Genomic DNA, 12,640 nt, shown 5'->3' with positions numbered 1-12,640 from the left:
CTTTACTTCCCTCTTTTAGTCTCTGCGATACACATTGTAATCAAAATACCCAAGGAGTTCTATGCCTTTTGCCAGCTCTGTTTCATTGCGAAAGCTGATTCGCAGCGCGCCATATTCGTCCTCACGTGTTTCTCTGATTTGTATGTTCGTAATACTAATTTCCTTACTTCCCAGTAAAGTGGTAATTCTACCAATCTCACCTGGATGGTCAGGAATATCCATGTATAAATCATGTAGAGCTGGAATAGCCCCTGGGCGTCGTTCCGGTATCGAGTCACGGAATTCACGCGCATCTTGGAAAAACGACTCAATCTCGTTTGCATCCTCCTGCTCCAGCGCATGGATAATCGCAGTAAAATCCTCCTGCCAATCGCGAGCGATCTGTAACAGATATGTCTTATTGCTTAATAATACATCTCTCCACAGTTTAGGATTGCTAGAGGCAATACGAGTGATATCACGAAATCCACCTGCTGCTAATCGATGATACCATGGTTTTTGTGTGTTGTATTTCGATACTTGATTGACTAATAGAGCAGCGATCAAATGAGGAAAATGACTGATTGCCCCAACGATTTCATCATGCTCGTCAGGCTGTAGCACAATGACCTTTGCACGTAACGGCTCAAGCACTTCCTGCAAAAGCTCAACTTGCTCAAAAGGTGTCTCTTCATCTGGTGTAAGCACATAAAATGCATTTTCAAACAAACGTTCATTTCCTGCTTCTACTCCTGATTTATGAGATCCTGCCATGGGATGACCCCCGATAAACGTAACACCCTTCTCACGTAAAATGCGCGCACTCTGTACTACCTGATATTTAGTGCTCCCTACATCCGTAATAATCGTTCCTTCTTTTAAACGCAATTGAGCAACTGATCGCATAAGATGATGGATTTGCTCTACGGGAGCTGCAATAAAGATAATATCCGCTTCCTGCACAGCAAGTTGCAGGTCTGTGCTTCCAGAATGGATAACTCCTTTATCTATTGCCTTGTCCAATTGTTCCTGGTGTAAATCAAACCCGACAATTCTGTTGAGAGGGTTCTGACGCAACGCAAGTCCAATGGAAGCTCCTATTAATCCAACTCCCAGAATGGCAATTGTTCTATTCATATTCTCCGCTCCACTCCAAAGAATCTCTCTATTTTTCGTCTATACCTGTCCTCATATTTTGCATGAGAACAAAGGAGTTCATATAGATAGTAGAAAAAGCCGGTGTTGACCGGCCTGCTCTACTACTTTTCTTTCTATTTTTGCCCTATTATTTTTTTATTTCGCTATTTTTTAGCAGCTTCTGTCACTAGACTTTCCAAAGCTGCTAACAGCTTATCGTTTTGCTCGCTATTTCCTATCGTGACACGCAGATAACCGGGATGACCGAGCGCATTGCCTGAACGAGTGATAATTCCTTTTTTCAACAAGTATTGGAAGGCCTCGTCTGAATCTCTCTTTACCTCCAATAAAACAAAGTTGGTTTGAGAAGGGAAATAGTGTAAGCCTAGTTCATCACATTTATCTGTGATTCGCTTCATTTGTTGACGATTTTTCTGGCTACATTGTGTCACAAATTCCTGATCTGAAATCGCTGCACGTGCTGCGACTTGCGACAGGGAACCTGTATTGAACGGTCCACGCACATGATTCAGATGTGAGACGACCTCTGGATTAGCTATACCATACCCGATACGCAGAGCCGCCAATCCATAGATTTTTGAGAATGTACGTAAAATAATCATATTTTTATATTTATCAAGGAGCGGTATGGTTTGAGGGTAATTTTCATCCACCACATATTCGTAATAAGCTTCGTCCAATACAACTAATACGTTAGCTGGTACCTTTTCTAAAAAAGCGAGCAGCTCATCAGATGTATTCATTGTTCCAGATGGATTGTTAGGGTTGCATACCCAAACCACTCGGGTCTGTTCATTGATTGCAGCTAGCATCGCCTCTAAATCATGAACGCCATTCTTTAGAGGGATTTCGAGTAAATCAGCACCCTCTACCGTCACATTAGACCTGTATTGAGAAAATGTCGGGGTAGCCATTACGCTATTGGTCCCCTTCTCCAGATAAGCACGGGAGATCATTAGTACAATTTCGTCAGAACCATTTCCGAAAATCAATTGTTCAGGTTGTACGTTTAAAAATTCTGCAAGTTCCCATCGAAGTTGCATACTTCCACCATCTGGATAGATAGCCAGATCATTCATAGCAGCAAGCATCGCTTCTTTTACAACTGGGGAATAACCGTATGGATTTTCATTAGAAGCTAATTTAATTACTTCTGTAAGTCCTAATTCGCGCTTTACATCGTCGATAGGTTTTCCAGGTTTGTACACCGGAACATTTAAAATTCGCTCTTTTGGTAGCACTTGTCCTCACCCCATGCTTTTTTGTTTCTGTTATTTTAACTCATTGGATAAGGATTTTACAAACTTTTTCACACGTTCTAATCCGCTGTTTCGCATCTCCTCACTAGAGAGGGCCTCGATATTTTTCTCAACCTCTCTGACAATTGCGCTTCCCACAATCACAGCATCCGCATAACCTGCAACAGCGCGAACTTGTTCAGGAGAAGAAATCCCAAACCCTACTGCAACAGGTATACTGCTATTTTCACGAGCAGTTTTAATTAAATCATCTAATTCAAACGGAAGATTATCTCTAACCCCAGTAACCCCCAAAGACGATACGCAATATAAAAAACCGTCTGCTTCTTTGCCGATCATCTCGATTCTCTCCTGTGATGTTGGCGCAATTAATTGAATCAAATGTATTCCGTTTTTCTTTGCCGCCCCACGCGCCTCCGCACTCTCCTCAAACGGCAAATCCGGGATAATGGCACCATCAAGTCCATACGCTCGCAAATCAGCAAAGAAACGTTCCACACCATATTGCATGACTGGATTACAATATGTAAAGATCACCAGCGGAATGCTCACCCCTGATGCACGTAGCCTCTCTCCTAATCGAATAGCGTCTTTTAATTTCACACCCTGTGCTAAGGCACGCTGTGAAGCTCGTTGAATAATCGGCCCATCCGCCAAAGGATCAGAATAGGGAACCCCAAGTTCAATGACATCAGCTCCTGCTTCAATAAGCTTGTGAACCAGTTCAAAGGTCACATCTAAAGAAGGATCTCCTACCGTTATGAAAGGAATGAATCGTTTTACTGTTCGATCAGCAAACAGCTCTTCCATTCTTGTCATGGTATGTTGCATGTTAATTCTCCTCCTTGTTCAGATGGTTTTGTAAGGTATGAACGTCTTTATCCCCGCGTCCAGAAAGGCATACAGCGATGATTTGATCGGAATTCATCCGCGGAGCGCGCTTTATGACCTCCGCTATAGCATGTGAGCTTTCCAAGGCAGGTAGTATCCCTTCTAATTTCGTAAGCAATTGGCAAGCCTCTAAAGCTTCCTGATCAGTAATTGCCACATACTCCACTCTGCCGCGGTCTTTTAAATAAGAATGCTCGGGACCAACACCTGGGTAATCAAGTCCAGCCGAAATGGAATGAGCTTCCTGCACCTGTCCATCATCATCCTGCAACAGATATGTTAGGGAGCCATGAATAATACCTGGACGTCCTTTTGTTAATGTTGCCGCATGCTTGTCTGTATCCACACCTTCTCCTGCTGCTTCTACTGCAGTCAATCTCACCTGATCCCCCACAAATGGATAGAAAAAGCCAATGGCATTGCTCCCTCCTCCGACGCATGCGATAAGTTCATCAGGTAAGCGCCCAAGCTGCTCCAGAGATTGGGCTCGTGTCTCTGTTCCAATGATTTTTTGGAACTCCCGCACCATATAGGGATATGGATGAGGTCCCATCGCCGAACCAATTACATAGTAGGTTTCTTCTACATTACTCACCCAATAACGAATTGCTTCATTGGTAGCATCCTTTAACGTGGCTGTTCCCGATGATACTGGAATAACCTCTGCTCCTAAAAGCTTCATCCGAAAAACATTTAACTCCTGGCGTTTAATATCCTCTTCTCCCATGAAAACCTTGCAAGAAAGTCCAAGACGCGCGGCTACAGTTGCACTCGCTACCCCATGCTGGCCAGCTCCTGTTTCGGCAATAATAGCTTGCTTCCCCATTCGTTTAGCCAGTAACGCTTGTGCCAAGGCATTATTTAATTTGTGAGCGCCTGTGTGATTTAAATCTTCTCGTTTTAAGTAAATGTGTGCCCCTCCCAGATGTTCACTCAGACGTTCAGCATGATAAAAGGGAGTCGGTCTTCCCGAATAAAAGCGAAGAAATTGATTTAATTCTGCATGAAAGGTCTCATCCTCCAACGCTTCCACTAAGCTTTTCTCCAATTCGATTAATGCCTTCATTAAGGTTTCAGGAACAAATCTGCCCCCATATTCACCAAATCGACCTGATCGTAGGACAGAATCATCTCGTACATTCGTAGCTTGTGCCATGCTGCTTCACCCTTTCCGCTAAAATTGTTATTTTGTGAGCATCCTTTTCACCATTGGTCTCTACACCGCTGGAAAGATCAATTAAGGCTGGTGCATATTTGCTAAGTAAAGTCTCTACATTCTCTATTGAAATACCACCAGCAATGATTGCTTGTAAGGGAGCTACCATTCGTTGCAGATCGGGAATGTGTTCCCAGGCAAATTTTTTACCCGTACCTCCCGCTTGTTTTGGATCATGCGTGTCAAATAAGTAGGCTTGCACACTATTTTTGTAGGAGGCAAGCTTTTCTATAATGGAGTCACTCCCTGTCCCGATGCCAATCGCTTTCCATACAGGCTTGCCAAAGCGTTTTTGGGCCATTTGACAAAATTCTGGCGTTTCTTGGCCATGCAATTGGATCACGTCCAGAGGGACCTGGTTCACTATGCGATCAAGCTCAGATACATCTGGATTCACAAAAACTCCTACTAGACGCGGGAAAGGTCTGTTCATATTTTCTAAAACCTCTGCATCCGCTGAAGTCTTAGCCTCTGCTACTAGAGTCCTAGCCTGCTCTACTGTCACCCGGCGCTTACTTTCGGCAAACACCAAACCTGCATATTCCACGCTAAGCTTCTGCAATAAGACCAGTGTATTCGCATCTTTTATCCCACAAATTTTTAAGGCGGTCATATTGTGTCACCTCGTGAAATCACCTGAGGCTTCATATGTTGATCTTGCATTAGCTCACGAACAGCTTGAACTACGTCCTCTTGACGCATGAACTGCTCACCTACTAAAATGGAGCGCGCTCCCGCCATCCCGACTAAATGAACATCTTCCGCTGTCGCTAACCCACTCTCACTTACGACAGGAATGCCGCTAGGAATCAGCTTCAAGAGATCTACGGAAGTATCTAGATTCGTGGTGAAGGTTCGCAAATCTCGATTATTAATGCCGAGCAGCATAGGCTCTACTGCCGACATCACCTGCTCTAATTCCGTTTGATCATGAACCTCTATTAGCACATCTAGTCCGATCTCTACTGCCATTTGATAAAAGTGCTTGATTTGTTCAGAATCCAGAATGGCTGCAATCAATAAAATAGCATCCGCTCCGCTCACTCTTGATTGTGCAATCTGATATTCATCAATAGTAAAATCTTTGCGTAACAACGGCTGGGGAACCAATTCTTTGATCATCTGTAGATACCTTAGTTCACCTTGAAAAAACGTTTCGTCCGTTAAAACTGAAATCGCATCCACACCAGCTTCCTGATAAGACCCAGCAATAGCGACAGGGTCAAAATTAGCACGAATGATGCCTTTTGACGGAGAAGCTTTTTTTACCTCAGCAATTAAGCTTACCTTCCGAGGGCTTGTGGTAAGAGCGTTGACAAAACCGCGAGTAGCTGGCAGTGCTTTCATCTCCGTTAGCATCTGTTGAAGACTTGTTCCTTGACGCAGGATCGCCACTTCTCCTTTTTTTTGCTCCACAATTTTACGAAGCATGATGAACCCTCCTCATGACCTGACGTAGTTGTTCAAGCTTACGTATTGCATTTCCATTGTCGATCAGCTCAGCAGCCCGGATGACACCCTTTTGCAAGCTACTTACGTTATCCGTGAGGTACAGAATGGCACCTGCATTGAGCAGCACAATATCGCGTTTCGCACCCCGTTCACCTTTAAAAATTTGCTCTAGGATTAGCGCGTTCTCTGCTGCATCGCCCCCTGCAAGCTCTGCGGAGGTCCCAAGCCTCAATCCTAACCGCTCCGGGTCAAGTCGATACGCCGATACCTCACCATCTCTTAATTCAGCTACTTCGCTTTCCCCTGTAATCGTTAGTTCATCTAAACCGTCTAGTCCAGCAACAACCATGGCTCTGGATACCCCTAACTCACTTAATGTCTTGGCAATCGGAACCAGCAATCCACGATCGTACAAGCCTAATAACTGGCGATCAGCCCGAGCAGGATTGGTTAATGGCCCCAGTAAATTGAAGACCGTCCGTATCGCCAGCTCTTTTCTTGGTATAGCCGCATGGCGCATTGCTTCATGGTAAAGGGGCGCAAATAAGAAGCAAAGGTTGGTTTCTTCCAGACATTCTCCCGCTTGCTCAGGCGTCAGTTGAATCGGAATCCCTAGTGCTTCTAACACATCAGCGCTGCCACACTTGCTAGAAACAGCACGATTTCCATGTTTGGCTACACTAACACCGCCACTAGCGGCTACAATGGCTGAGGCAGTTGAAATATTAAAGGTAGAAGCACCATCTCCCCCAGTGCCGCATGTATCAATCACGTTTTGCTTAGCAACAGGAAATGCTTTAACCCTTTCACGCATCGCTTCTGCAAAGCCAATCAATTCTTCAACCTGTTCACCTTTTACCCTGAGGGCCGCTAAAAATGCTCCGATCTGTGCATGTGTTGCTTTTCCATCCATGATTTCACCCATCGCTAATCGAGCCAGCGTACGATCTAGATGTTGCTTTCGGGTAATCTTATCTAAGGAGGTCGTTAGCATAACGCTACCCCCTTTGGTTGAAAATGCAGCTCTGCCTTTTCTAGCGCTTTGACCATTGCTGCTGCCTTATTCATTGCTTCTTGATATTCTAGCTCCGCTATTGAATCAGCGACGATGCCGCCTCCTGCTTGTATATGCACATGATTTTGTGTAAACAACAGGGTACGAATCGTAATGCAACTGTCTAAATTTCCAGTAAAGCTGAAGTAACAAATCGAGCCTGCATATGTGTGACGAGCATCCTGTTCCAATTCTGCAATGATTTCCATCGCTCGCAATTTAGGAGCGCCAGATACAGTACCAGCAGGAAAAGCGGCAAGAAGAGCATCAAAACAATCCAAATCTTCACGCATCTCTCCTGACACATCTGAGACAATATGCATCACATGCGAATAACGGTCTACATGTAAGGGGTTTTCCACCTTTACCGTACCGTATGTGGAGACTCTCCCTACGTCATTGCGGGCCAAATCAACTAGCATATGATGTTCCGCTAATTCTTTTGGATCAGCCAGCAATTCTTGCTCTAACGCCAGATCCTCCTCGATCGTTGCTCCACGTTTGCGAGTTCCAGCTATCGGACGAACCTCAACCTTCTTGTTCTGAACCTTTACTAGCACTTCCGGTGATGCCCCTACCAAAGTCGCTGATCCAAATGGTAGATAATACAGGTAAGGAGATGGATTCGTCGTTCGTAGCATCCGATAAACGGCAAATGGATCCACATCCGTCTTCATCGTCATGCGTTGAGATAGAACAACCTGAAAGATATCTCCGCTGGCAATATACTCTTTTGCTTTTAAGATCATGGTCTTATACTCTGAGAGACTCATGTTACTTTGCAGGCTGCTGGTCTCTGGCTTTTTGACCGCTTCGTCTAGCTGACTTAATTGATATTGCTGTAGCCTTGTGTCCTTCGGTATAGGTGTATGCAGGATGTGATCACGTAAAGCGACCAATCGGGCACTAGCCTTTGCATACTTTATCTGCAACGATTCTTCTGTGTCCTCCTCAGAAACTCTAATGTGAACCATGCATTGAATTTCTTGCTTTGCATGATCATAAACCAGCATTTCATCTACAAAAACGACATGCATATCCGGGATATCAAGCGGTTGGTTCTGATGCTTAGGCAATTGCGTCTCTACATAGCGCAATGTATTATATCCTAAATATCCGATTGCTCCTCCTGTTAACGGTGGAAATTCAGCAATGGATGGCGCTCTATATTGCTGACATAATTCTCGTAGTACTTCCATGGGATTGCGGTTATACTGCTCTCGTTCCCCCGATTCTTTAAGAAGCGTCACCTGCTGGTCTATCGCTTCTACTCGCAAAAAGGGGCGTAGTCCTATAAAGGAGTACCTAGACCAGCGTCCTCCTCCTTCAACACTTTCTAGTAAAAAAGCTGCTTGTTCCGTACATTTTTGATACAAACTGATCGGCGTTTCCTGATCAGCTAACAAAGTAAGGCGAATGGGAATAAAATTGTGTGTAGATGCATAGTGCTGCACCTCTTGAAATGTGGGCTCTAACATGGACAACACACCTCTCTTCTTCTGATAGAAGAGGATGGTCGTATAGAAGATGGGATAATATGTAAGACAAAAAACACCCAGGAAAGAGTCCTGGGTGTTGGTTTATAGCATAACGAAACCAGTCTCAGCTCTCCTCGTCTCATACAACCTATCTCTTCTCAACTCTACTCGGCTCTCGACTAACTTACTAACTTGCTCGTAACTACCTTCATGCTCTGAACTTGTAAAACTTGCTCTTACTTTACAAAACCTAGCCCCTACTGTCAACTATTCTTTTACTAAATCTGGGCGTAATCGAATTGCTTCTCCTAGAAAAATATGCGTAATTTCATGTGGAGACTTGTCAGTATTGATGTGAAGCATAACACGAATACAATTTTTTAAACTCCCAGCCACAGGAATTTCTTTTGCACACATCAGGGGAACATGCTCCCATTTTAAAAACTCACGGGCAGCCTGAGCTGGAAATACAGCATCCAGCTCCTCTGTCATCGTGATTATAGCACTTGCTATATCGTCAGTCTCAATTTTATTTTGATGAATCATTTCACGTAAAAGCTCTGCTGTTGCCTCTAAGATTTCACTTTTATCATTTCGGATGACCGTTGTTGCCCCACGGACTCCTCGTACCTTACTCATTTTTGTGATTCCTCCCACTCTTCGCTCATAAACCGTAGTACATCTTCTTCTTTTACCCTAGGCACGATTTCTACATGCTCCATAGATGTTGGCAAAACAAGTGTAAGTGTACCTGCTACGCCCTTTTTATCCAAATGCATTGCCCGTAAAACATCTTCTGGATGTAATTCTTTTGGCCATTGAGTTGGGAGTCCAAAGGCTGCAAGCACTCTTTTTGTACGTTTTGCTACACCTTCTGGCGACATTCCAATGGATTCTGCATAACGGGCGGCTAAAACCATCCCAATCGAGATTGCTTCACCATGATTAAGCTGACCGTAACCAGTTAACGCCTCAAAAGCATGACCAAAGGTATGACCTACATTTAAGGTCATGCGAATATCTTGCTCAGTTTCGTCTTTGGCTACTACCGCCGCTTTCACGGCACAGCCGCGATAGATGGCTTCACTAACCAGTTTTGCATCCAATTCCATTAGGCCTTTCGCATGCTCCTCCAGCCATCCAACAAAGCCCTCATCTGAAATTAGTCCATGCTTGATCACTTCCGCAAAGCCAGCGGAGATTTCTCTACGAGGCAATGTTTGCAGAGTATCCACATCATAAATAACCATCAGAGGTTGGTGAAAAGCTCCAATTAAATTTTTGCCCAAACGATGATTAATCGCTACCTTGCCACCTACCGAGCTATCATGAGCCAATAAGCTTGTGGGAATTTGCACAAAATCAATTCCACGCATATATGTAGCCGCTACAAAGCCTGCCAGGTCACCTACGACTCCACCGCCTAACGCTAGCACGACAGATTTACGATCAAGTCCTGCCTCAATAGCAGCTGTCATCACCTCTTCATAAACAGCAAACTGCTTCGCTTTTTCACCAGCTACAACAATGTGGGAAAAAACCTGGTATCCCGCTTGTTCTAGAAGAAGCTGCAACGGCTTCAAATAATGCTGCGCCACATGAGCGTCTGTAATGAGGAATAATTTTTGAGAGACTTTGATGTTTGCCTCCTGCAATAGGGCAGGTGTTTGGCTCAACAAACCTGCCCCAATATGAATAGGATAAGCTCTTTCATTCAAGTCAACTAGTAACGTACGTTTTTCCATTAGAATCTCTCCGTATAAGCTCGATATTCTTCTACGTTTGCCACCATATCGTCTAAAGCATCAGACGGGAACTTCTCACACATGGCACGCGCTATTTCCCAAGCAATGACTGCTTCGGCAACTACACTTGCTGCTGGTACAGCACAACTATCTGAACGTTCAATAGTTGCTGCAAATGGCTCCTTCGTATCAATATCTACACTCATTAACGGTTTATATAAAGTAGGGATAGGCTTCATTACACCTCGCACAACGATAGGCATTCCAGTGGTCATACTACCCTCCAAGCCGCCTGCCCGATTCGTTTTGCGACTGTAGCCTTTTCCTTCTGTCCATTCAATCTCATCGTGTACCTGAGAGCCTGGCAATCCTGCCGCTTCAAAACCGATTCCGATCTCTACTCCTTTAAAGGCTTGAATGCTCATAATAGCTTGCGCCAATCTTGCATCCAGCTTGCGATCCCATTGCACATGACTACCTAAACCAATCGGTACACCTTCCACAATTACTTCTACAATTCCGCCTAAAGAATCGCCTTCTTCTTTAGCACGATCGATAAGCTCCATCATTTTTTTCTCTGCATCAGGGTCAATACAACGTACAGGTGAATCCTCTGTTATTTGCATTAGCTCATCCAGGGACAATTCACGTTCTTGGGCCACTACCTGTCCAATCTGCTTAACATGCCCAGCTACCCGAATACCGAATTGGGATAACAATTGACGTGCCACCGCACCTACGGCTACACGCATTGTCGTTTCCCTCGCACTAGAGCGCTCCAGAATATTTCGCATATCCCTTTGGTGATATTTAATAGCCCCATTCAAGTCAGCATGACCAGGACGCGGACGTGATACACGACGACGTGCTTCATCCTCTTCTGGCACAGGTGTAGCACTCATAATTTTTTGCCAGTGGGTCCAGTCATTATTCTCAACAACCAACGTAACAGGAGCCCCCGTTGTATAACCATGACGAACACCAGATACGACCTGAACAGTATCTTTCTCAATCTGCATCCGGCGACCTCGACCATGCCCCTTTTGGCGACGGTGTAATTGTTTGTTTATTTCGTCAAATGAAAAGGGGAGATTGCTAGGAATTCCTTCAATAATAGCTGTTAATTGTGGTCCGTGTGACTCTCCTGCGGTTATATATCTCACTCTTCTCTCCTCCAGTCAAATCCTTTAACACTTTTAAGCGATATAATATCATACATAGCCTAAGATGAAAACAAAAATAGACAAAATGCTTCTCACAATAAGGAGAAGCATTCTGCCATCTCTATAGATGATCGATTGTTATCAGTCGATCAGCCTGCTCACGATAGTAGAGTCGCTTCTGCATTACTAGGTTTTCCAGCTGGCGAGTTTCCGCTCCTAGAATTTGTCCGCACTCCTGTAAATTGATGAGCCCAAGTCGATACGCTTCAATCACCTTTGATTTATCCATTGACTCGTTGCCTCCATCTGGAAATGTTTATCTTCCTAGTAGCTATTGTTCAATAAATAAATCATTGGTATACATCTTTCATTACGATTTTACAGTGTTTTTTTGTAAAAAAACGTATCTTCTACTTCAAACTGATATTGTTGCGGCTGGAAAATTTGCTCTGTGCTTCCCACAAACAATACGCCGCCAGGGCGTAGGGCACGACTAAACTTTTGATATAATTCATGCTTCGCTTCTTCTGTAAAATAAATCAAGACATTTCGGCAAATAATTAGATCAAAGCCTGTATCAAACGACTCCGCAAGCAGATTATGCTTTTTAAAGTTCACGGCATTTTTAATTTCTTGATCTAAACGATAAGTAAGCTGGTCCTTATGAAAATATTTCTGTAATAAATCTTTAGGGCAATCCTGTAAGGAACGCTCCAAATATACACCCTGCTTCGCTTTCGCCAGCGCTCCCTCGTCAATATCGCTAGCAAGGATGCTAGAGGACGCTAGTAATTGCTTTCTTTTTAACACAAGTGACAGTGTATACGGTTCTTCTCCAGTCGAACACGCTGCGCTCCACACCTTCAAACGACGGGATTCTGCATATAATCTTGGCAAAATTTTATTTTCGAGCGTCTCCCATCTGCCTGGATTTCGGAAAAACTCTGAAACATTTATTGTCATCCGATCCAAGAATTCGTAAAATAAATCCAAATCTTTATTCAGGGCCTCAAAATACGCGACAAAGCTGTTATATCCCCGCTTGATTCGTAATGAGGTTAATCTGCGTTTCATTTGTGCTTCTTTATATAACGCTAGATCAATCCCTGTTTTCTTTTTAATCAGTGCAATAAATTGCAAGAAGTCTTTATCCTCCACTGTGTGTATCCCCCTTTTGCCTTACTCCAAGCCATTCGTTACACTATTCGTCAAATCCTGCTACGATACGAAAAAAAGACCTTCAAA

The 12,640-nt window shown here is 44.0% G+C and carries 13 protein-coding genes; all 13 read right to left on the bottom strand.

The features are described from left to right. Nucleotides 1–15: 15 nt before the first annotated feature. Complete coding sequence (locus tag BRLA_RS09415; RefSeq protein ID WP_003338570.1) at nucleotides 16–1,116, bottom strand: prephenate dehydrogenase; 1,101 nt, start codon at nucleotides 1,114–1,116, stop codon at nucleotides 16–18. 164 nt (nucleotides 1,117–1,280) lie between these two features. Then, nucleotides 1,281–2,378: a histidinol-phosphate transaminase gene (gene hisC / locus BRLA_RS09410; RefSeq protein ID WP_003338569.1), complete on the bottom strand. Its 1,098-nt coding sequence runs from the start codon at nucleotides 2,376–2,378 to the stop codon at nucleotides 1,281–1,283. Nucleotides 2,379–2,408: 30 nt separating this feature from the next. Beyond that, entirely contained in the window at nucleotides 2,409–3,227 is an 819-nt protein-coding gene (trpA, locus tag BRLA_RS09405) for a tryptophan synthase subunit alpha (RefSeq protein WP_003338568.1), read from the bottom strand. Nucleotide 3,228: 1 nt separating this feature from the next. Beyond that, on the bottom strand, nucleotides 3,229–4,443 hold the full coding sequence (gene trpB, locus BRLA_RS09400; protein ID WP_003338567.1) for a tryptophan synthase subunit beta: 1,215 nt from the start codon (nucleotides 4,441–4,443) through the stop codon (nucleotides 3,229–3,231). Next, nucleotides 4,415–5,116 (bottom strand): phosphoribosylanthranilate isomerase, encoded by a 702-nt coding sequence (locus BRLA_RS09395; protein WP_003338566.1) that lies wholly within the window; start codon nucleotides 5,114–5,116, stop codon nucleotides 4,415–4,417. The genes trpB and BRLA_RS09395 overlap by 29 nt, the downstream gene beginning before the upstream one ends. Then, entirely contained in the window at nucleotides 5,113–5,934 is an 822-nt protein-coding gene (gene trpC, locus BRLA_RS09390; protein WP_003338565.1) for an indole-3-glycerol phosphate synthase TrpC, read from the bottom strand. Before trpC ends, BRLA_RS09395 begins: the two co-directional genes overlap by 4 nt. Next, complete coding sequence (trpD, locus tag BRLA_RS09385) at nucleotides 5,924–6,949, bottom strand: anthranilate phosphoribosyltransferase (RefSeq protein WP_003338564.1); 1,026 nt, start codon at nucleotides 6,947–6,949, stop codon at nucleotides 5,924–5,926. Before trpD ends, trpC begins: the two co-directional genes overlap by 11 nt. Then, nucleotides 6,943–8,487 (bottom strand): anthranilate synthase component I, encoded by a 1,545-nt coding sequence (gene trpE, locus BRLA_RS09380; RefSeq protein WP_003338562.1) that lies wholly within the window; start codon nucleotides 8,485–8,487, stop codon nucleotides 6,943–6,945. The genes trpD and trpE overlap by 7 nt, the downstream gene beginning before the upstream one ends. A 267-nt stretch (nucleotides 8,488–8,754) precedes the next feature. Further along, a complete protein-coding gene (aroH, locus tag BRLA_RS09375; protein WP_003338561.1) occupies nucleotides 8,755–9,126 on the bottom strand; it encodes a chorismate mutase in 372 nt (123 codons plus the stop codon). After that, a complete protein-coding gene (aroB, locus tag BRLA_RS09370) occupies nucleotides 9,123–10,232 on the bottom strand; it encodes a 3-dehydroquinate synthase (protein ID WP_003338560.1) in 1,110 nt (369 codons plus the stop codon). Before aroB ends, aroH begins: the two co-directional genes overlap by 4 nt. Then, nucleotides 10,232–11,395 (bottom strand): chorismate synthase, encoded by a 1,164-nt coding sequence (gene aroC / locus BRLA_RS09365; RefSeq protein WP_003338559.1) that lies wholly within the window; start codon nucleotides 11,393–11,395, stop codon nucleotides 10,232–10,234. Before aroC ends, aroB begins: the two co-directional genes overlap by 1 nt. A 121-nt stretch (nucleotides 11,396–11,516) precedes the next feature. Beyond that, on the bottom strand, nucleotides 11,517–11,684 hold the full coding sequence (locus tag BRLA_RS24230; protein ID WP_003338558.1) for a hypothetical protein: 168 nt from the start codon (nucleotides 11,682–11,684) through the stop codon (nucleotides 11,517–11,519). Between the two features lie 89 nt (nucleotides 11,685–11,773). Further along, the gene (locus BRLA_RS09360) at nucleotides 11,774–12,553 is read right to left on the bottom strand and encodes a CheR family methyltransferase (RefSeq protein WP_003338557.1); all 780 of its coding nucleotides are present in this window, start codon (nucleotides 12,551–12,553) and stop codon (nucleotides 11,774–11,776) included. Nucleotides 12,554–12,640: the final 87 nt, after the last annotated feature.

This window comes from Brevibacillus laterosporus LMG 15441, assembly GCF_000219535.2.
GTDB lineage: Bacteria > Bacillota > Bacilli > Brevibacillales > Brevibacillaceae > Brevibacillus_B > Brevibacillus_B halotolerans.
This window is presented reverse-complemented; position numbering and strand designations above follow the sequence as displayed.